The organism is Streptomyces aurantiogriseus (genome assembly GCF_014649375.1).
In the GTDB taxonomy this organism is placed as follows: Bacteria; Actinomycetota; Actinomycetes; order Streptomycetales; family Streptomycetaceae; genus Streptomyces; species Streptomyces aurantiogriseus.
Genome location: NZ_BMSX01000009.1, coordinates 191018 through 210665, shown reverse-complemented (window position 1 = coordinate 210665; position 19648 = coordinate 191018). Strand labels below are relative to the sequence as shown.

The window sequence follows — 19648 nt, the reverse complement described above, 5'->3', positions numbered from 1 at the left end:
TTCGGGGCATGGCACCCAAAACAGAAGAACGGCGCGGAGGGAACGGCGGAACCGGGGCGACCCTGGAGCAACGCATCACCGGCGCCCTCGTCGGCGCGGCCGTCGGCGACGCCCTCGGCGGCCCCGTCGAGGGCTACTCCCCCGACCAGATCCTCCAGCGCCACGGCGGCCGCGTCCACGGCATCGTCGGCCCCTGGAACGGCGACGCCTGGCGCACCGCACGCCCCATCGCCCCGTACCACAAGGGCGACGGCCACGTCACCGACGACACCTTGATGACCCACGCGCTGATCAGGGTCTACGCCACGGTCCGCGACCACCTCGACGCGTACGCACTCGCCGACCACCTGGTCCCCGACCTGATGACGACCCCGCGCTGGATCCCGGAACTGGAGGCCGAGGCGCTCCCCCTCCACCGCGTCTTCCTGGCGGAGAAATGGCTGGTGACGAGGCTGCACTACGGACACGTCGACCCCCGCGAGGCAGGCGTGGGCAACATCGTCAACTGTGGTGCGGCGATGTACATGGCGCCGGTCGGTCTGGTGAACGCGGCCCATCCGGCGGCCGCGTACGCCGAGGCGATCGACATCGCGGGCGCCCACCAGTCGTCGTACGGCCGTGAGGCGGCCGGCGTCTTCGCGGCTGCGGTGGCGGCCGCGTGCGCACCCGGGGCGACTCCGGACTCGGTGGTGACGGTGTGTCTGTCCCTGGCGAAGGACGGCACCCGCACCGCGATCGAGAAGGTCTGCGAAGTCGCGTCCCGTCACACGGACTTCGAGTCGGCCCTGAGCCCACTCCGCGAGGCGGTGGCCCCGTACGACACCGTCGGCCCCGACTACCGCGCCCCGTCCCTGGCCGCCCGCCGCCCCTCCCGTCTCCACGCGATCGAGGAACTTCCCGTCGCCCTGGGCATGGTGCTCGTCGCCGGCGGCGACCACCGCCACGCCGTCCTGGGCGCGGTGAACTACGGCCGCGACTGCGACTCGATCGCCACGATGGCCGGCGCGCTGGCCGGCGCCCTCGGCTCCCCCGTCCCCGACGACTGGTCGAAGCAGGTCGCGGAGGCCAGCCGCCTGGACCTGTGGGCGCCGGCGCGAACGCTCACGGAGGTGACCCGGGAGATCTTCGAGAAGGACGTCCGCCGCCGCAGGGCCCACGAGCAGGCGTTCACCGGGATCGGGGGCCAGGGATGCTCCGCCTGACCTGGGTGCAACCGGAGGACCTCCTCGGTCACGAGCTGCGCCAGGCGGCCCAGGACGGTCGCGAGCCGTCGGCGATCGCGGCCCGTTGGAAGGCGGCGGGAGGCCGGGAAGCCCCGGAGCGCGCGGGAGCCTCCCCTCGGCGGGTCTCCCGCTACCTGCGCCTCCTGGCGGAGGACCTCCTGGACGAACTGGCCGACCTGCCCAGCAGCTTGACGGAGCAGGAGCCGACGGACCTGGAGAAGATCAGGGCCCTCTGCCCGCAGTGGCCGGGCAAGTCCGAGGTCCGTCGGTCCTCCCCCACCCCGGCCGCTCTGGAAGCAGCCTGGCTGGGCCGAGCCGTCGGCTGCCTCCTGGGCAAACCGGTGGAGAAACTCCCCCTGGAAGGCATTCGCGCCCTCGCGAAATCCACCGGCAACTGGCCCCTCACCACCTACTTCACCGCTCGAGGAGTCCCCCCGGACCTCCTCGGGACGTACCCCTGGAACCGCCGCTCGGCCTCGACTTCTCTCGCCGAGAACATCGACGGCATGCCCGAGGACGACGACCTCAACTACCCCCTCCTCAACCTCCTCCTGCTCCGACGCCACGGCAGAACCTTCACCACGACGGACGTGGCGGAAATCTGGCTGGCGGAACTCCCCGCCGGCCGCACCTTCACCGCCGAACGCCTCGCCTACCGCAACCTGCTCTCCGGCATCGAACCCCCGCACACCGCCCGCCATCGCAACCCCTTCCGCGAATGGATCGGCGCCCTCATCCGCGCCGACGTCCACGGCTGGACCCATCCCGGCGACCCGGCCGCCGCCGCGGAACAGGCCCACACGGACGCCACCCTCACCCACACCGCCAACGGCGTCTACGCGGCGATGTTCACGGCCGCCACCATCGCCGCAGCGGCGACCGGCACGCACGATGTCCACGCCTGCCTCCGCACCGGCCTCACGGTGGTCCCACCCCGCTCCCGCCTGGCCGGGGCGATCACCCACGCCCTCCGACTGGCCGACTCCCACGAGGACTTCGACACGGTCGTGGACGAACTCCACGCCACCCACACCGCCACTTACCACTGGGTCCACGCGATCCCCAACACCGCCCTGCTCGCCGCCGCCCTCACCCACGCCGACGGCGACTTCACCGGCTCCATCTGCCGCGCCGTGTCGGGAGGTTGGGACACCGACTCCAACGGCGCCACCGCCGGCAGCGTCGCCGCTCTCCTCACCGGCGCCCCCGCCGCCCTCCCCGACCGCTGGACGGCCCCCCTGAAGAACCGCCTCGCCACCTCCGTCGCCGACTTCGACGGCACCGGCTTCGACACCCTCGCCCACCTCACCCACCGGGAGGCTGCACGCCCATGACCGAGACCGAGAAGCAGTACGCGTCATGACCGAAACGACCCACGCCCCTCTGAGCGGCCTGCGTGTCCTCGACATGGCCACCCTCTTCGCCGGCCCCCTCGCCGCCACCATGCTCGGCGACTTCGGCGCGGAGGTCATCAAGATCGAGCACCCGGCGAAGCCCGACCCGTCCCGCGGCCACGGCCCGTCCAAGGACGGCGTCGGCCTGTGGTGGAAGCTCCTCGGCCGCAACAAGCGCACGATCACCCTGAACCTGTCCACGCCCGGCGGTCGGGCCACCCTCCTGCGCCTCGCCGCCACCGCCGACGTGATCGTCGAGAACTTCCGCCCCGGCACCCTGGAGAAGTGGGACCTCGGCTGGGAGGAACTGTCGGCGGCCAATCCGCGCCTGATCCTCACCCGCGTCACCGGCTTCGGCCAGTTCGGCCCCTACGCCCACCGCCCCGGCTTCGGCACCCTCGCCGAGGCGATGAGCGGATTCGCCGCGATCACCGGCGAACCCGACGCACCTCCGACCCTCCCGCCCTTCGGCCTCGCCGACTCCATCGCCGGCCTGGCCACGGCGTACGGGGTCATGACGGCCCTCGCCGCCCGCGACCGCACGGGCGAGGGCCAGGTCGTCGACATGGCGATCATCGAACCGATCCTGACCGTCCTGGGCCCGCAGCCCCTCTGGTACGACCAGCTGGGACACGTCCAGGAGCGCACCGGCAACCGGTCCGCCAACAACGCCCCGCGCAACACCTATCGCACGGCCGACGGCACCTGGGTGGCCGTCTCCACCTCGGCCCAGTCGATCGCCGAGCGCGTCATGCGGCTGGTCGGCCGCCCCGACCTGATCGACGAGCCGTGGTTCGCGACGGGCGCCGACCGGGCCGCCCACGCCGACGTCCTCGACGAGGCAGTCGCCCGCTGGATCGCCGCCCACACCCGCACCGACGTCCTCGCCGCCTTCGAGAAGGCGGAGGCGGCCGTCGCCCCGATCCAGGACGTCCGGGACGTGATGACGGACCCCCAGTACCAGGCCCTCGGCACGGTCACCACCGTCGACGACCCCGAACTGGGCCCGGTCCGTATGCAGAACGTCCTCTTCCGCCTCTCCGCGACCCCCGGCGCGATCCGCTGGGCCGGCCGCCCGCACGGCGCGGACACCGAGGCGGTCCTCACCGAACTGGGCCTGACCCCCGCCGACCTGGCCGCCCTGCGCGCGGAGGGCGCCCTGTGACCTTCCCGCTCACCTGGCTGTACGTCCCCGGCGACCGCCCGCACGTCGTCGCCAAGGCCCTCGCCTGCGGCGCCGACGTCGTCGTGATCGACCTGGAGGACGCGGTCGCCCCCGACCGCAAGGAGTACGCCCGCGCCGCGACCGCCGACCTTCTCTCCGAGGCACAGCCGGTCCCGGTGCACGTCCGGATCAACGCCCTGGACGGCCCACCGGCGTCCGCCGACCTGCAGGCGGTGGCGGCCCTCCCCGGCGTGTCCGGACTCCGCCTCCCGAAGGTGGCCTCACCCGACCGGATCACCACCGTCGCGGAGCACACCACGCGCCCGCTCTACGCCCTCCTGGAGACGGCCCTCGGCATCGAACACGCCTACGCCATCGCCACCGCACACCCCTCCCTCCGCGGCATCTCCCTGGGCGAGGCGGATCTACGGGCCGACCTGGGCGTCCGCGAGGACGCGGGCCTCGACTGGTCCCGCTCCCGCGTGGTCGTCGCCGCACGGGCGGCGGGCCTGGCCCCACCGCCCCAGTCCGTCCATCCCGACACCCGCGACCTGGACGGCCTGGCGGCCTCCTGCGCCCACGGCCGCACCCTCGGCTTCCTGGGCCGCGCCGCCATCCACCCCCGTCAGCTCCCGGTCATCGAACGCGCCTACCTGCCCACGCAGCGGGAGCTCGAGGAGGCGGAGACGATCGTCAAGGCCGCGGCGACCGAACAGGGCGCCCAGGCCCTCCCGGACGGCCGCTTCATCGACGCGGCGGTGGTGGCAGCGGCACACCGCACCCTCGCGCTGGCCCGGCGGGCCTAGCGTCTCTCCCTCGGTCAGCCCGCGGCGCTGACCAGCGGCGCCTGACCGACCGTCACCCGCCGTCCCCCACCCACACACACGACGAGGGCGCCCGGCAGGCCCCGGGCGCCCTCATCTTCGTAGAAACCAGCCGTCAGCTCTTCTTGCCCGCCGCCTCGGACTCGGCTTCGGCTTCGTCCTTCACGTCGTCCTTTTCCTTGCCGTCGCCTTCGGCGTCCTTCTCGGTGTCCGCCTTCGCCGCCTCGGTGTCCGCCTTCGCCGACGAGGACTCGGACTCGTCCTTGGCCGTGTCCTCCGACTCGGCCTCGTCGTCGGTCCCGGTCCCACCGCCGGAGGTCTCCGCGTCCGGCTCCACCACGGCCTCGCGGCCCGGCCGCTTCTTCGCCGACACCACGAGGTACGTCACCGCGAGCAGGAAGACGACCAGCGCGGTCCAGTTGTTCAGCCGCAGGCCCAGGATGTGGTGGGCATCGTCGACACGCATGTACTCGATCCAGAAGCGCCCCGCGCAGTACGCGGCGACGTACAGCGCGAACGCCCGGCCATGGCCCAGCTTGAAGCGGCGGTCGGCCCAGATGACCAGGACGGCGACGCCGAGGCACCACAGCGACTCGTACAGGAACGTCGGGTGGTAGTAGCCCGGGATCCGGCCGTCCGCGGAGGACGTGATGTGCAGGGCCCAGGGGAGGTCGGTCTCCTTGCCGTACAGCTCCTGGTTGAACCAGTTGCCCCAGCGGCCGATCGCCTGGGCGAGGGCGATGCCGGGCGCGACGGCGTCGGCGTAGGCGGGCATCGGGATGCCGCGGCGGCGACAGCCGATCCACGCGCCCAGCGCGCCGAGCGAGATCGCGCCCCAGATACCGAGGCCGCCCTCCCAGATCTTGAAGGCGTCCACCCAGTCGCGGCCCTCGCTGAAGTACAGCTCGTAGTCCGTGATCACGTGGTAGAGGCGGCCACCGATCAGGCCGAAGGGCACAGCCCAGACCGCGATGTCGGCCACCGTGCCGGCCCGCCCGCCCCGGGCGACCCAGCGCCTGTTGCCGAGCCAGACCGCGACGAAGACACCGATGATGATGCAGAACGCGTAGCCGCGCAGCGGAACGGGGCCGAGGTACAGCACTCCGCGCGACGGGCTGGGGATGTAGGCAAGTTCCATGGCAAGGTCGACGCTACCCTGCCGCACCGGGCCCACGGCAGGCAGCCCGGCTACGGCTCCATAACGGGCCGGTGAGAAGAACTCACCCCTGGTCGGCCTCCTCCACCATCTGCTTGAGCTTCGCCGGCGTCATCGTCCGGTCCTGGTAGATGTTCTTGCCGTTGAGCAGCACGGTCGGCGTGCCGGAGAAGCCGCCCTTCTGGAAGGCCTCGTTGGACTTGACGACCCAGCTGTTGTGCGTGCCCTTGTCGACACACGTGAGGAAGGCGGGCGTGTTGAGGCCCTCGACCTTGGTGGACAGGTCGACGAGCTTGCTGTTCTCGGCGAAGGCGTCGTCTCGCTCCGGCGGCTGGTTCTGGAACAGCACGTCGTGGTACTCGGGGAACTTGCCGACGTCCTGGGCGCAGGCGGCGGCGTTGGCCGCGTTGCGCGAACCGGTTCCGCCCATGCCGCCGTCGATGATGGTGGCCAGGTGGTACTCCACCTTCAGCTTCCCGGCGTCGGTCAGTTCGTGGATCGTCGAGCGGTAGGCGTCCTCGAAGGCCTTGCAGGCGGGGCAGCGGAAGTCCTCCCACACCGTGAGCGTGGACTTGGCGCCGTCCTTGCCGACCGGGATCGCCAGGGCGTCCTTGCCCTGCGCGCCGGAGGGCGCGACGACCGGGCCGGAACTGTCGCTGCCGTCGTCCTTGCCCACGTTCGCCGCGACGATGCCGATGACCGCCGCCAGGCCCAGCACGCACACGACACTCGCGGCGACGATCAGCGTCCGGCGCCGCCGCTCCGCGGCCTTCTGCTTCTCACGCTCCACCGCCAGCCGCTCCCTGGCGGTGCGCTTCCCTTCACGATTCTTCTCGCTCACACCCCCAGAACGAACCGGGGAGGCGCAGCGCGCCTCCCCGGCCCCAGGTCCACCCGTTCGAGTGACCGAATTGTCTTCGTTGCCCGAGGCGTTACGCCTGTCCGCGCACGCCCTTCGCCAGCTCACCCGCGAGCGCGCGCACGGCCTCGACGCCGGCCGCGTGGTCCGGGGCGTCCAGCATCCGCTTCACGAAGGCCGAGCCGACGATCACGCCGTCGGCGAAGCCGGCGACCTCGGCGGCCTGCTCCGCGTTGGAGACGCCGAGGCCGACGCAGACGGGCAGGTCGGTGCCGGTGGCCCGGGTGCGCTCGACCAGGTCCTGTGCCTGCGCGCCCACCGACTCACGGGTGCCGGTGACCCCCATCAGCGAGGCCGCGTAGACGAAGCCGCTGCCCGCCTCGGTGATCCGGGCGAGCCGCTCGTCCTTGCTGCTGGGCGCCACGACGAAGACCGTCGCGAGGCCGTGCTTCTCGGCGTGTTCCCTCCACAGCGCCGACTCCTGCACCGGCAGGTCGGGCAGGATCGCCCCGGCCCCGCCCGCCTCCGCGAGCTCGGCGGTGAACCGTTCGACGCCGTAGCGGTCGATGGGATTCCAGTACGTCATGACGAGGATCGGCTTCCCGGTGGCCTCGAACGCCTCCCGGACCGTACGCATGACATCCGCGATCTTGACCCCGCCCCGCAGAGCGATGTCGTCGGCAGTCTGGATGACGGGGCCGTCGAGGACGGGGTCGCTGTGCGGCAGACCCACCTCGACGACGTCCGCGCCGCCGTCGAGGACGGCCTTGATCGCCTCGATCCCGCCGTCCACGGTCGGGAACCCGGCCGGGAGGTAGGCGATGAGCGCGGAGCGTCCCTCGGCCTTGGCGGCGGCGAGGGTGTCCGACAACAGCTGAATGTTCCCGCTCACTTGGCGTCCCCCTCGATCTCGGCGGTGTCGGCGGCGTTGGCCGCGACCTCGGCGTCGGTGTCGTACAGGCCGAAGTAGCGCGCGGCCGTGTCCATGTCCTTGTCGCCGCGGCCGGACAGGTTGACGATGATCAGCCCGTCCTTGCCGAGCTCCTTGCCGACCTCCAGGGCACCGGCCAGCGCGTGGGCGCTCTCGATCGCCGGGATGATGCCCTCGGTGCGCGACAGCAGGCGCAGGGCCTGCATCGCCGCGTCGTCGGTGATGGCGCGGTACTCGCCGCGACCGCTGTCGCGCAGGTAGGAGTGCTCGGGGCCGACGCCCGGGTAGTCCAGACCGGCCGAGATCGAGTACGGCTCGGTGATCTGCCCCTCGTCGTCCTGGAGGACGTAGGACCGGGAGCCGTGCAGGATGCCGGGGTCGCCCGCGGTCAGGGTCGCCGCGTGCTCGCCGGTCTCGACGCCGTGACCCGCCGGCTCGCAGCCGATGAGGCGCACGTCCGTGTCCGGGATGAAGGCGTGGAAGAGGCCGATGGCGTTGGAGCCGCCGCCGACGCAGGCGATGGCGGCGTCGGGCAGCCGGCCCGCGCGCTCCAGGATCTGGCGGCGCGCCTCGACGCCGATGACGCGGTGGAAGTCGCGGACCAGGGCCGGGAAGGGGTGCGGGCCGGCCGCGGTGCCGAAGAGGTAGTGCGTGTGGTCGACGTTGGCGACCCAGTCGCGGAACGCCTCGTTGATCGCGTCCTTCAGCGTGCGGCTGCCGGACTTCACGGCGATGACCTCGGCGCCGAGCATACGCATCCGGGCCACATTGAGGGCCTGGCGTTGGGTGTCGACCTCGCCCATGTAGATGGTGCACTCGAGGCCGAACAGCGCGCAGGCCGTCGCCGTCGCGACGCCGTGCTGGCCGGCGCCGGTCTCGGCGATGACGCGGGTCTTGCCCATGCGCCTGGTGAGCAAGGCCTGGCCGAGCACGTTGTTGATCTTGTGCGAGCCGGTGTGGTTGAGGTCCTCGCGCTTGAGGAACATGCGCACGCCACCGGCGTGTTCGGCGAAGCGCGGCACCTCGGTGAGGGCACTGGGGCGGCCGGTGTAGTTGACGAGCAGGTCGTCGAGCTCGCGGCCGAACTCGGGGTCGTTCTTGGCCTTCTCGAACTCGACGGCGACCTCGTCCACGGCGGCGAGGAGCGCCTCCGGGATGAACTTGCCGCCGAAGGCCCCGAAGTAGCCCTCGGGGCTGGGAACCTGACCCTCCGGGTCGGGGATGAAGAAGTTGCTGGGCATACGGAAACCTCACGGTGAGTGCGTGAAAAAAGACACTGTTCGCCGTGGGGGCGGGGATGTGTTCGTCGACCGCGGGCCGTCAGTGGCTGGTCGCGCCCGCGCGGCGGTGGCCGCACATCGAAGAGAACCCCGCGCCCCTGGAGGCCGGCTGCCATCGCCGTCCGTTCACTTGCCCAGGCTCGTCACCGATGACGTACCGCACCCTGCGGCCGTGCACCCTGCGGGCGGGCGCGCGGCAGCCACGGGGCCGGCAGCCACGCGCCAGGCGGGCGTACCGGTCCGTGGTCGTCACGGGGGTCGTCGGAGTCATCGGACCAAGCCTAGCGGGAGATCAGCCCCGGCCGTGCCGCAATGCGGGGTGCTCGCCCGCCGCCACCAGGTCGGCGACCGCCGTCTTGGGGTCTCGGCCCGTCACCAGGGACTCGCCGACCAGGACCGCGTCGGCCCCGGCGTTGGCGTAGGCGATGAGGTCGTGCGGGCCGCGGATGCCGGACTCGGCGACCTTGACGATGCCCTCGGGGATCTCGGGGGCGACCCGCTCGAAGGTGCCCCGGTCGACCTCCAGGGTCTTCAGGTTGCGCGCGTTGACGCCGATCACCTTGGCGCCCGCGTCCACCGCGCGCTCGACCTCGTCCTCGTCGTGCACCTCGACGAGCGGGGTGAGACCGATGGAGACGGCACGTTCGATCAGCGACTCCAGGGCCGGCTGGTCGAGGGCGGCCACGATCAGCAGCGCGAGGTCGGCGCCGTACGCGCGGGCCTCCCACAGCTGGTACGAGGTGACGATGAAGTCCTTGCGCAGGACGGGGATGTCCACGCGCGCGCGGACCGCCTCGAGGTCGGCGAGCGAGCCGCCGAAGCGGCGCTGTTCGGTGAGGACGGAGATGACGGCGGCGCCGCCCGCCTCGTAGTCCGCGGCCAGACCGGCCGGGTCGGCGATCGCGGCGAGCGCGCCCTTGGACGGGCTGGACCGCTTGACCTCGCAGATCACCTTGACGCCCTCGCCGCGCAGGGCCGCCACACCGTCCTTGGCGGCAGGGGCCTTCGCCGCGCGCTCCTTGAGCTCGTCGAGGCTGACGCGCGCCTGCCGCTCCGCGAGGTCGGCACGGACTCCGTCGATGATCTCGTCGAGCACACTCACGCGAGCGGCCCCCTTCCAGACGGTTGACAGTTCCAGAGACCAGTGGAAACCGATGGTCACTGCGATGGTATCCGGAGGAGGGCGAAGGCCTCGCATCCGGTGGAGGCCGGTCCCACTACCTGGACGTTCGTCCGCCGATCAAGGATGCAGCCAGCCACCGAACGGCAGGTTCCGGACAACCGTGAAGACCAGCAGCAAGGCGCCCAGGGTCCGCAGGTGCACCGGCCGCGGGTCGAGACGCAGCGGGCGTCCGCGGGCCGCGCGGACCACCCAGACGGTCCACAGCACCGCGAAGCCCAGGTAGGCGAGCACGGCCATCGCGTTGGCGTGCAGGGCGGTCGTGAGGTCCCCGTGCACGAAGGCGTGCGCGCTGCGCAGGCCGCCGCAGCCGGGGCAGTACAGGCCCGTGTACTGCAGGAGCGGGCAGGCCGGGTAGTGGCCGGGTTCGTTGGGGTCGACGGCCCCGACGTACGCGAAGGCCCCGGCGACGGCCGCGAGGATCCCGGCGGGCACGGCCAGCCGTCCCGCCACGGTCCCCCGGGAGGGCGGTGTCACGCTCTGGCTGTCGGGGTGCACGCCTCGCATTGTGCCCTGCGGAGGGCTCCACGCGCGCGGGAGGGGCGGCCGGTCGCTCACCGGCCGCCCCTCACCACGTCGTGCGCAGGCTCAGCTCTCCGCGTGCGCCGGCTCGCGCGTGGCCGCGATCTGGTGCACCGGGTGGGCGTCCTTGGGCTGGCCCAGGCCCATGGAGCGCATGACCATGCCGACGACACCGCCGAGGAGCACGATCGCCATGCCCGCCCAGAAGCCGAGCGGCTCGGCCATCACCATGAACGCGCCCGCGACGCAGAAACCGATGAAGGCGATGGTGACACCGGTCCAGGCGGCCGGGGTGTGTCCGTGGCTGCTGCCCGCCATGAGTTGCTCCTCGTTGCTGTCTACGTGTCGTACATGCTGTACATGCCGTACGTCTGGTCCGAGCCGGACGCTCGCCCCCCATTGTCCCGTACGCGCGCGTGCACGGGACGCGGGGGTCGTTTCCGGCGGAGTCTGTTTCACCACATCGGGAACCGGACTCGGCAGCCGTGACCGAGAACCCTGATCGGGAACCGGGCCGGCATCCAGTGCGGGACCGTCAGGCCGGATCCGTGCCCGTCGGGTCCTCGCCCCGGTCCAGAGCCTTCCAGATCTCCTCGGGCCGGTCGGGGTCGACGGGCTGGGCCCTGCGCCGGGGGCGGGGGGCGCCGCTCCGTTCGTACCGGCCCGACATGGCGGGCCACATGCGGCCGTAGCGCAGGGCGAGCAGGCCGGCCAGGAGGATCAGGGCGCCGCCCGCGGCCGCGGCGTAGGGCCAGGCGGTGTGGGTGAGCGAGGCGACGGTGGCGGAGGTGTCGCCGGAGGCCTGGGCGGCCTTCTCGTCGAGCGCGGAGCTGTCGGAGGCGCCGAACAGGGCCGCGGTGACGATGCCGACGCCCGTGAGCGCGAGGAGGGCGGAGACGGCGAGGCGGCCCGCCCTGCGGACGGCGAAGACGGCGACGAGTGCGGCGAGGCCCACTATGGCGAGCGCCGCGGGGACGCCGGTGACGTCGCTGCCCCTGGCGGTCAGGGGGAAGGCGCCGCCGGCCACCGTCGCCGTGCCCTCCGACCAGCGCTGCCGGGTCGAGAGCAGGGCCACGGCCGCGCCCAGCGCACCGCACAGCAGGGCGAGGGCGAGGCTCCGGCGGCCGGACCGGGCGGAGGCGGCGGCATCGGAACGGGAATGAGGTACAGCAGTCACGTAGTCCACTATCGCCTGAACCCCGGGCGAACCGTCACCCGGGGTTCCGTGAGAAGCGCCCTATTTCGCGCAGGGGCTGCCCTACTTGCCCAGCCGGTTGGCCGTGTGCACCGCGCGCAGCACGGCCGCCGCCTTGTTGCGGCACTCCTGGTCCTCGGCGACCGGGTCGGAGTCGGCGACGATGCCCGCGCCGGCCTGGACGTAGGCGGTGCCGTCGCGCAGCAGGGCCGTGCGGATGGCGATGGCGGTGTCGGAGTCGCCGGCGAAGTCGAGGTAGCCGACGCAGCCGCCGTACAGGCCGCGGCGGGAGGGTTCCAGCTCGTCGATGATCTGCATGGCGCGGGGCTTGGGGGCGCCGGAGAGGGTGCCCGCGGGGAAGCAGGCGGTGAGGACGTCGAAGGCGGTGCGGCCCTGGGCGACCCGGCCCGTCACCGTCGAGACGATGTGCATGACGTGCGAGTACCGCTCGATGGACATGAAGTCGACGACCTCGACCGAGCCGGGCTCGCAGACCCGCCCCAGGTCGTTGCGGCCGAGGTCGACGAGCATGAGGTGCTCGGCGCGCTCCTTGGGGTCGGCGAGCAGCTCGTCGGCGAGGGCCTGGTCCTCCTGGGGGGTCGCCCCGCGGTGCCGGGTGCCGGCGATGGGGTGGACCATGGCCTGCCCGTCCTCGACCTTGACGAGCGCCTCGGGGCTGGAGCCGACCGCGTCGAAGCCGTCGAAGCGGAACAGGTACATGTAGGGGGACGGGTTCGTGGCCCTGAGGACCCGGTAGACGTCCAACGCGCTCGCCGTGCAGGGCGTTTCGAAGCGCTGGGAGGGGACGACCTGGAAGGCCTCGCCGGCGCGGATGCGCTCCTTGACGTCCTCGACGGCCTCCTGGAAGTCGGGGCCGCCCCAGAGGGCCGTGTACGCGGGGAGTTCCGAGGGGGGCAGGACGGCGGGCGGCTGGGCGACCGCGCGGGACAGGTCCGCCTCCATGGCGTCGAGGCGGGCGACCGCGTCCGCGTACGCCTCGTCGACGCCCGTGTCGAGGTCGTTGTGGTTGATCGCGTTGGCGATCAGCAGGACGGAACCCTCCCAGTGGTCCATGACCGCGAGGTCGCTGGTGAGGAGCATGGTCAGCTCGGGCAGTCGGAGGTCGTCGCGCTCGCCGGGGCCGATCTTCTCCAGGCGGCGGACGATGTCGTAGCCGAGGTAGCCGACCATGCCGCCGGTGAAGGGCGGCAGGCCCTCCTGGTGCGGGGTGTGGAGGGCCTCGATGGTGGCGCGCAGGGCGGCGAGGGGGTCGCCGTCGACGGGGACGCCGACGGGCGGGGTGCCGAGCCAGTGGGCCTGGCCGTCGCGCGCGGTGAGGGTGGCGGCGCTGCGGACGCCCACGAAAGAGTAACGGGACCACGAACGACCGTTCTCCGCGGACTCCAGCAGGAAGGTGCCGGGGCGCTCGGCGGCGAGCTTGCGGTAGAGCGCGACCGGGGTGTCGCCGTCGGCGAGGAGCTTGCGGGTGACCGGGATGACTCGGCGGTCGGTGGCCAGCTTGCGGAACGTCTCGAGGTCCATGGCGGCTGACCTTACTGATCCACTGCCGGTACGCCGGAATCGGCGCCCCCGGCGTCCTTGAGGAGCACGTCGGCGTCGAAGCAGGTGCGCGCGCCGGTGTGGCAGGCGGCGCCGACCTGATCGACCTTGACCAGCACGGTGTCGGCGTCGCAGTCGAGGGCGACGGACTTGACCCACTGGAAGTGCCCGGAGGTGTCGCCCTTGACCCAGTACTCACGGCGGCTGCGCGACCAGTAGGTGCAGCGGCCGGTCGTCAGGGTGCGGTGCAGCGCCTCGTCGTCCATCCAGCCGAGCATGAGCACCTCACCGGTGTCGTACTGCTGGGCGATGGCGGGGACGAGCCCGTCGGGGCTGCGCTTGAGGCGCGCGGCGATCTCCGGGTCGAGGCTGCTGGGCAGGGGCGTGCTGGTCATGCGGCCATTGTGCCGCGCGGGACCGACAGAGCCGGGCCGGTGTCCACTGTCCGGACCTGCTACGCGGTCGTAGGCTGACTGTATGTCGACTTTCGCCAAGCGTGAACGGCTCCTTCTCGCCGAGCTCTTGGAAACCGCGGGTCCGGACGCGCCGACCCTCTGCGAGGGCTGGCAGACCCGCGACCTGGCCGCACATGTGGTGGTGCGCGAGCGTCGGCCCGACGCCGCCGGGGGTCTCCTCATCAAGCAGCTCGCGTCCCGCCTGGACAAGGCGATGGAGGAGTTCGCCGCCAAGCCGTACGAGGAGCTGATCCAGCTGATCCGTACCGGCCCGCCCCGCTTCTCGCCCTTCCAGCTGAAGCAGATCGACGAGGCGTCGAACACGATCGAGTTCTACGTCCACGGCGAGGACGTCCGGCGCGCCCAGCCCGACTGGACGGCCCGCGAGCTCGACCCGGTCTTCCAGGACGCCCTCTGGTCGCGCCTGGAGCGCACCGCCCGGCTGATGGGCCGCGGTACGCCGACCGGTCTGGTGCTGCGCCGCCCGGACGGCCGTACGGCGGTCGCCAACCGCGGCACCCCGGTCGTCACGGCCACCGGCGAGCCCTCGGAGCTGTTGCTGTTCCTGTACGGCCGGCAGAGCGCCGCCAGGGTGGACCTGGCCGGCGACGAGGACGCGATCACGAAGCTGCACGGCGGCAAGCAGCTCGGGATCTGAGAGGGGGACTCATGATCAAGGTCGCCATGACGAGCGTGTACGTCGACGACGTCGCCAAGGCCCATGCCTTCTACACCGAGGTGCTGGGTTTCGAGACCCGCATCCACATGGATCTCGGCGGCGGCACGCTGTTCGTCACCGTGGGCGCGTCCGAAGGGGCCCAGCCGGACCTCCAGTTGCTGCTGGAGCCCGGCCAGGGCCCGATCGCGGAGCCGTACCGCACGGCTCTGCGGGAGGCGGGGCTGCCCTGCATCGTCTTCTCGGTCGACGACATCCAGGCCGAGTACGAGCGGCTGCGGGGCCTCGGCGTGCGGTTCACGCAGGAGCCGCAGGAGCAGGGGTTGGTGATCACGGCCGTCCTCGACGACACGGTCGGCAACCTGGTGCAGCTGGCGCAGTCGAAGGACTAGGACCTGCCCGGCGGATCAGGCCGCGGGAAAGCGGATCAGGCCGCAGGGAAGCGACGGCACCTCATGAGCCCAGGTGAGCGGGAGCGATGGGGGTGGCCCCGCGCATGGGCCCCTCCCGCGGGCGAAGCCGGGAGGGGGGACGGCGTGTCAGGCCCCGTGTCGCGGCGTGATCCGCCGGACAGATCCTGGGTCATCGGGGCAGTTCCGCGCGGCGCAGTGCCCGTGAGCCCAGGGTGACCGCGCCGCTCAGGGCGCACACCGTGGCGCAGGCCGTGAAGACCGGGACGGTGCCCCAGGCCTCGACCGCCCAGCCGACCGCCGGGAAGGTGAGCGGTGCGACGCCGAAGCTGACCAGGGTGGAGACGGAGGTGACGCGGCCGACGTAGGCGCTGCCCGCGTGGCTCTGGAGGAGCGCTCCGGCCAGGGCGCCGGAGAGGCCGGCCAGCAGTCCGAGGAGCAGGGCCACCCCGGCCGCTCCGGCGAGGGAGGGCACGCGCGCGAGGGCGGCGATCGCCAGGGCGCTCGCGACGGCGGTCACGGCCATCACCCGTCCGGCGTACGGCACCCGCCCGCGCCAGGCGAGCAGCAGCGAGGCCGCTCCGGCGCCGGCGCCGAATCCGGCGAGGACCAGGCCCATGCCGGAGGAGCCCCAGCCGCGTTCCTCGGCGAGCAGGGTCAGGCCGAGGTTCATCGGGCCGACGAAGCCGAGGTCGCCGAGGGCGATGGCCAACGTCAGCGGGCGCAGGACGGGATCCCGCCGGATGTGCCGCAGCCCGTCGCCCAGTTCGGCCAGGACACCGCGCCGGGCCTTCGTGTCGTCCGGAGCCGGCTCACTCACCCGCACGGTCAGCAGCATCGGCAGCGACACGCCGATCAGCAGCGCGGCGAGCCCGAACGCGCCGGCGGTGCCGCCGAGAGCCACGCCCAGACCGCCCAGGGGTCCGCCCAGGACATTGGCGAGCCGGACGGCCAGGCCCCGCAGGCCCTGCACGCGCGCGAGTTGGCCGCGGTCGGTGAGCCGGGCGGGCAGGGCACCGGCGGCGGGCAGGAAGACGGCGTCGACGACCCCGAAGAGGACGGCCACCGCGCCCAGGGCCCAGAGTCCCGGCTGGGCCACCAGGAGGAGGACGGCCGCCGTGAGCACCAGGAGACAGCGCACTCCCGTGCTGCCGATGACGACCCGGCGTGGCCCGCAGCGATCGGCGACCACTCCCCCGCCGAGCATGAGCACCGCGCGCGGGACGGCGCTGACGGCCGTGACGATCCCGGCCTGCGCGGGGGTGCCGGCCTGGACGGCGGCCCAGGACAGGGCCAGGTAGTAGACGTTGTCACCGATCGCGGACGAGGTGTAGCCGCCGAGCCAGCGCAGGACGTTGCCGTCCCGGTGGGCGGGGCGCTCGCCGGCCGGGGCGGGCGGTAACAGGGTCGACGTCATCGCGGTGCCTCTCAGATCCGGAACGGGAACGCGTACGTGTGCACCGCGACGTTCTCGCGGCCTTCGGTGTCGCCGCCGGCCTGGGCGGCCGAGCCCTGCTCCTCGTAGCGGCGGATCAGGGCGAGCATCTCCTTGTTGAGCTCGACGAGTTCGGCCGGTGTGAGGCGCAGGGTCGCCTCGGAGGACTCGGCGGCGGTGTTCCACGCCTCGCCCCAGTGGGTGCGCTCATCGAGGAAGCGGCGGTACATGTCGGCGCGCTGCTCGAAGAAGAGACGGCTGGCAGCCGTGTGCGCGGCGGCCTTCTCGGGGGCGTCGCGGAAGTCCTCGTCATGGATGCTGACGCCGTCGGAGGAGGGCTGCCACCAGCGCTCACGGCCGTCCGCGCGCTGCGGTTCGGCCTCCTCGACCAGTCCGTGCTCGGCGAGCTTGCGCAGGTGGTAGCTGACCAGTGAGACGGCCTCGTCGACCTGCTCGGCGAGCTGGGAGGCGGTGGCGACCCGGGCGATGGTCAGGGCCCGGTACAGCTTCATCCGCAGGGGGTGGGCGAGGGCCTTGAGCGTGCCCAGGTCCGTGATCCGGCGGTCTCTCTCCTTGCCTGTCATGCCCCCACCGTAGATACGAAAGAAAAGTTGCGCAATATTTTTTGCGCAACTTTCCTTTCGTATCTACCCGTGAGTAAGCCCCGGTCACCAGGTGACCGGGGCTTACCTCAGCGCTGGGGCGTCACCGGACCGGGTGACCCGCCTCCCGCAGTGCCTGCTTCACCTCGCCGATCCGCAGATCCCCGAAGTGGAAGACGGAGGCGGCCAGGACGGCGTCCGCGCCCGCCTCGATCGCCGGCGGGAAGTCCGCGAGCCTGCCGGCGCCGCCGGAGGCGATCACCGGGACCGTCACGTGCTTGCGCACGGCGCTGATCATCTCCAGGTCGTAGCCGTCCTTCGTGCCGTCCGCGTCCATGGAGTTCAGCAGGATCTCGCCCGCGCCCAGCTCGGCCGCCCGGTGTGCCCACTCGACGGCGTCGATGCCGGTGCCCTTGCGGCCGCCGTGGGTCGTCACCTCGAAGCTCCCGGACGCAGTCCGCCGGGCGTCCACCGACAGCACCAGCACCTGGCTGCCGAAACGCTCCGCGATCTCCTTGATCAGCTCGGGGCGGGCGATGGCCGCCGTGTTGACGCCCACCTTGTCGGCACCGGCCCGCAGCAGCTTGTCCACGTCCTCCGGCGTGCGCACCCCGCCGCCGACGGTCAGCGGGATGAACACCTGCTCGGCGGTGCGGCGCACCACGTCGTACGTGGTCTCGCGGTTGCCCGAGGAGGCGGTGATGTCCAGGAACGTCAGCTCGTCGGCGCCCTCGGCGTCATAGACCTTGGCCATCTCGACGGGATCGCCCGCGTCACGCAGGTTCTGGAAGTTGACTCCCTTGACGACCCGGCCGTTGTCCACGTCCAGGCAGGGGATGACTCGGACCGCCAGGGTCATGAATTCACGGCTCCTCTGAATGCTTCCAGTTCCACTTCGACCAGGATGCGCGGGTCGACGAAGCCCTCCACGATCAGCAGGGTCGAGATCGGGCGCACGGCGTCGAACAGCTCGTTGTGGGCCCGGCCCACGGCGTCCACGTCCCGCGCGTGGCTCAGGTACATCCGCGTACGGATCACGGATTCGACGCCGAGCCCGAACTCGCTGATCGCCTCGAGCGCGCTGGTGAAGGCCACCTTGGCCTGCTCGTACGGGTCGCCCTCCCCGTACAGCACCCTGCCCTTGAAGGCGGTCGTGCCCCCCACCAGCACACGGTCGCCCGCCGCCACGGCGCGCGCGAAACCGAAACTCTCTTCCCAGGGACTTCCGCTCTGCACGCGCCGTACGGCTTCGGACGTCATGACGACACAGCCTCCAGGGCCTCTTCGAGGGTGAACGCCTTCGCGTACAGCGCCTTCCCGACGATGGAGCCCTCGACACCGAGGGGCACCAGCTCGGCGATGGCGCGCAGGTCGTCGAGGGACGACACGCCACCGGAGGCCACGACCGGGCGATCGGTCGCCGCGCAGACGTTCTTCAGCAGTTCCAGGTTGGGGCCCTGGAGGGTGCCGTCCTTGGCGATGTCGGTGACGACGTACCGCGCGCAGCCCTCCTTGTTGAGCCGCTCCAGCGTCTCGTAGAGGTCGCCGCCGTCGCGGGTCCAGCCGCGGCCGCGCAGGGTCGTGCCCCGGACGTCGAGGCCGACGGCGATCTTGTCGCCGTGCTCGGCGATGACCTTGGCGACCCACTCCGGGGTCTCCAGGGCGGCCGTGCCGAGGTTGACCCGGGTGCAGCCGGTGGCCAGGGCGGCGGCGAGGGAGGCGTCGTCGCGGATGCCGCCGGACAGCTCCACCTTGATGTCCATCGCCCGGGTCACCTCGGCGATCAGCTCACGGTTGTCGCCGGTGCCGAACGCCGCGTCCAGGTCGACCAGGTGCAGCCACTCGGCGCCCGCCCGCTGCCAGGCGAGGGCGGCCTCCAGGGGGGAGCCGTAGGAGGTCTCGGTGCCGGACTCGCCGTGCACGAGGCGGACGGCCTGGCCGTCGCGGACGTCGACGGCGGGGAGGAGTTCGAGCTTGCTCACAGGGTTCCGATCCAGTTGGTGAGGAGCTGGGCTCCGGCGTCGCCGGACTTCTCGGGGTGGAACTGCGTGGCCCACAGGGCGCCGTTCTCCACGGCGGCCACGAACGGCTTGCCGTGCGTCGACCAGGTCACCTTGGGGGCGTGCAGGGTCGGGTTGTGCGTCTCCAGGGACCAGTCGTGGACGGCGTAGGAGTGCACGAAGTAGAAGCGCGCGTCCGCGTCCAGGCCGGCGAACAGCTCGGAGTCGGCCGGGGCGTCCACGGTGTTCCACCCCATGTGGGGGACGATCGCGGCCTGGAGCGGCTCGACCGCGCCGGGCCACTCGTCGAGGCCCTCGGTCTCCACGCCGTGCTCGATACCGCGCGCGAACAGGATCTGCATGCCGACGCAGATGCCCATCACCGGGCGCCCACCGGACAGCCGCCGGTCGATGATCCAGTCCCCGCGCGCCTCCCGCAGGCCCTTCATGCAGGCAGCGAAGGCGCCCACGCCCGGCACCAGCAGGCCGTCCGCGTTCATCGCCTTGTCGAAGTCACGGGTGATCTCGACGTCGGCCCCGGTGCGCGCGAGGGCACGCTCGGCGGAACGGACGTTGCCGAAGCCGTAGTCGAAGACGACGACCCTCTTGGGGGCGCTCAATTCCACACCTCCAGCCGCAGGACGCCCGCGACGAGACACATCGCGGCGCCGATGGACAGCAGCACGATCAGGCTCTTCGGCATCTGCTGCTTGACGAAGGAGTAGATGCCGCCGACCAGGAAGAGGCCGACGACGATCAGGATGGTGGAGAGTCCGGTCAT

At 72.1% G+C, this 19648-nt stretch carries 24 protein-coding genes; 6 read left to right on the top strand and 18 right to left on the bottom strand.

Annotated elements, in window-relative coordinates; all coding sequences use genetic code 11:
- Positions 1-8 precede the first annotated feature (8 nt).
- Genes IE263_RS20690 through IE263_RS20675 form a run of 4 tightly spaced genes read left to right on the top strand, consistent with a single transcriptional unit; the run spans position 9 to position 4588 of the window.
- Positions 9-1202 carry an ADP-ribosylglycohydrolase family protein gene (locus IE263_RS20690; RefSeq protein WP_189938715.1) on the top strand — a complete coding sequence of 398 codons (1194 nt, stop codon included), beginning with the start codon at positions 9-11 and terminating at the stop codon, positions 1200-1202.
- Positions 1190-2557, top strand: a complete 1368-nt coding sequence (locus tag IE263_RS20685) for an ADP-ribosylglycohydrolase family protein (RefSeq protein WP_189938713.1) — start codon at positions 1190-1192, stop codon at positions 2555-2557. Before IE263_RS20690 ends, IE263_RS20685 begins: the two co-directional genes overlap by 13 nt.
- 25 nt (positions 2558-2582) lie before the next feature.
- Positions 2583-3782, top strand: a complete 1200-nt coding sequence (locus tag IE263_RS20680; RefSeq protein ID WP_189938711.1) for a CaiB/BaiF CoA transferase family protein — start codon at positions 2583-2585, stop codon at positions 3780-3782.
- The gene (locus tag IE263_RS20675; protein ID WP_189938709.1) at positions 3779-4588 is read left to right on the top strand and encodes an HpcH/HpaI aldolase/citrate lyase family protein; all 810 of its coding nucleotides are present in this window, start codon (positions 3779-3781) and stop codon (positions 4586-4588) included. Before IE263_RS20680 ends, IE263_RS20675 begins: the two co-directional genes overlap by 4 nt.
- Before the next feature lie 133 nt (positions 4589-4721).
- On the opposite strand, the gene lgt is transcribed toward IE263_RS20675, so the two are convergent.
- From lgt to hisI, 11 genes are all read right to left on the bottom strand, one after another.
- Complete coding sequence (gene lgt, locus IE263_RS20670) at positions 4722-5744, bottom strand: prolipoprotein diacylglyceryl transferase (protein ID WP_189938707.1); 1023 nt, start codon at positions 5742-5744, stop codon at positions 4722-4724.
- 82 nt (positions 5745-5826) lie between these two features.
- Complete coding sequence (locus tag IE263_RS20665; protein ID WP_189938705.1) at positions 5827-6603, bottom strand: DsbA family protein; 777 nt, start codon at positions 6601-6603, stop codon at positions 5827-5829.
- 91 nt (positions 6604-6694) lie between these two features.
- On the bottom strand, positions 6695-7513 hold the full coding sequence (trpA, locus tag IE263_RS20660; RefSeq protein ID WP_189938703.1) for a tryptophan synthase subunit alpha: 819 nt from the start codon (positions 7511-7513) through the stop codon (positions 6695-6697).
- Entirely contained in the window at positions 7510-8793 is a 1284-nt protein-coding gene (gene trpB / locus IE263_RS20655) for a tryptophan synthase subunit beta (protein ID WP_189938701.1), read from the bottom strand. The genes trpA and trpB overlap by 4 nt, the downstream gene beginning before the upstream one ends.
- A 79-nt stretch (positions 8794-8872) precedes the next feature.
- Complete coding sequence (trpM, locus tag IE263_RS50055) at positions 8873-9103, bottom strand: tryptophan biosynthesis modulator TrpM (RefSeq protein WP_373312027.1); 231 nt, start codon at positions 9101-9103, stop codon at positions 8873-8875.
- A 21-nt stretch (positions 9104-9124) separates the two neighbouring features.
- Positions 9125-9934 (bottom strand): indole-3-glycerol phosphate synthase TrpC, encoded by an 810-nt coding sequence (gene trpC / locus IE263_RS20650; protein WP_189938699.1) that lies wholly within the window; start codon positions 9932-9934, stop codon positions 9125-9127.
- Positions 9935-10072: 138 nt separating this feature from the next.
- Positions 10073-10519: a DUF2752 domain-containing protein gene (locus IE263_RS20645; RefSeq protein ID WP_189938976.1), complete on the bottom strand. Its 447-nt coding sequence runs from the start codon at positions 10517-10519 to the stop codon at positions 10073-10075.
- 81 nt (positions 10520-10600) lie between these two features.
- Positions 10601-10852, bottom strand: a complete 252-nt coding sequence (locus tag IE263_RS20640; RefSeq protein WP_189938698.1) for an HGxxPAAW family protein — start codon at positions 10850-10852, stop codon at positions 10601-10603.
- A gap of 217 nt (positions 10853-11069) precedes the next feature.
- A complete protein-coding gene (locus tag IE263_RS20635) occupies positions 11070-11720 on the bottom strand; it encodes a TIGR02234 family membrane protein (protein ID WP_189938696.1) in 651 nt (216 codons plus the stop codon).
- Positions 11721-11792: 72 nt separating this feature from the next.
- Complete coding sequence (locus IE263_RS20630; protein ID WP_189938694.1) at positions 11793-13271, bottom strand: anthranilate synthase component I; 1479 nt, start codon at positions 13269-13271, stop codon at positions 11793-11795.
- An 11-nt stretch (positions 13272-13282) separates the two neighbouring features.
- Entirely contained in the window at positions 13283-13684 is a 402-nt protein-coding gene (hisI, locus tag IE263_RS20625) for a phosphoribosyl-AMP cyclohydrolase (RefSeq protein ID WP_189938692.1), read from the bottom strand.
- An 82-nt stretch (positions 13685-13766) separates the two neighbouring features.
- On the opposite strand from hisI, the gene IE263_RS20620 reads away from it, so the two are divergent.
- Both IE263_RS20620 and IE263_RS20615 read left to right on the top strand, forming a co-directional pair.
- Positions 13767-14402, top strand: coding sequence for a TIGR03085 family metal-binding protein (locus IE263_RS20620; RefSeq protein WP_189938690.1), 636 nt, complete (start codon positions 13767-13769; stop codon positions 14400-14402).
- A gap of 11 nt (positions 14403-14413) precedes the next feature.
- On the top strand, positions 14414-14812 hold the full coding sequence (locus IE263_RS20615; RefSeq protein WP_189938688.1) for a VOC family protein: 399 nt from the start codon (positions 14414-14416) through the stop codon (positions 14810-14812).
- A 190-nt stretch (positions 14813-15002) separates the two neighbouring features.
- Here the strand turns inward: IE263_RS20615 and IE263_RS20610 are convergent, their stop codons facing one another.
- From IE263_RS20610 to IE263_RS20580, 7 genes are all read right to left on the bottom strand, one after another.
- The gene (locus tag IE263_RS20610; protein ID WP_189938686.1) at positions 15003-16247 is read right to left on the bottom strand and encodes an MFS transporter; all 1245 of its coding nucleotides are present in this window, start codon (positions 16245-16247) and stop codon (positions 15003-15005) included.
- A gap of 11 nt (positions 16248-16258) precedes the next feature.
- A complete protein-coding gene (locus IE263_RS20605; RefSeq protein WP_189938684.1) occupies positions 16259-16849 on the bottom strand; it encodes an ArsR/SmtB family transcription factor in 591 nt (196 codons plus the stop codon).
- A gap of 121 nt (positions 16850-16970) precedes the next feature.
- Positions 16971-17726 carry an imidazole glycerol phosphate synthase subunit HisF gene (gene hisF / locus IE263_RS20600; RefSeq protein WP_189938682.1) on the bottom strand — a complete coding sequence of 252 codons (756 nt, stop codon included), beginning with the start codon at positions 17724-17726 and terminating at the stop codon, positions 16971-16973.
- Positions 17723-18127 (bottom strand): RidA family protein, encoded by a 405-nt coding sequence (locus IE263_RS20595; protein ID WP_189938680.1) that lies wholly within the window; start codon positions 18125-18127, stop codon positions 17723-17725. Before IE263_RS20595 ends, hisF begins: the two co-directional genes overlap by 4 nt.
- Positions 18124-18849: a bifunctional 1-(5-phosphoribosyl)-5-((5-phosphoribosylamino)methylideneamino)imidazole-4-carboxamide isomerase/phosphoribosylanthranilate isomerase PriA gene (gene priA, locus IE263_RS20590; RefSeq protein WP_189938678.1), complete on the bottom strand. Its 726-nt coding sequence runs from the start codon at positions 18847-18849 to the stop codon at positions 18124-18126. Before priA ends, IE263_RS20595 begins: the two co-directional genes overlap by 4 nt.
- Positions 18846-19487: an imidazole glycerol phosphate synthase subunit HisH gene (gene hisH, locus IE263_RS20585; RefSeq protein ID WP_189938675.1), complete on the bottom strand. Its 642-nt coding sequence runs from the start codon at positions 19485-19487 to the stop codon at positions 18846-18848. Before hisH ends, priA begins: the two co-directional genes overlap by 4 nt.
- Positions 19484-19648: a CG2302 family histidine operon protein gene (locus IE263_RS20580; protein WP_189938674.1), complete on the bottom strand. Its 165-nt coding sequence runs from the start codon at positions 19646-19648 to the stop codon at positions 19484-19486. The genes hisH and IE263_RS20580 overlap by 4 nt, the downstream gene beginning before the upstream one ends.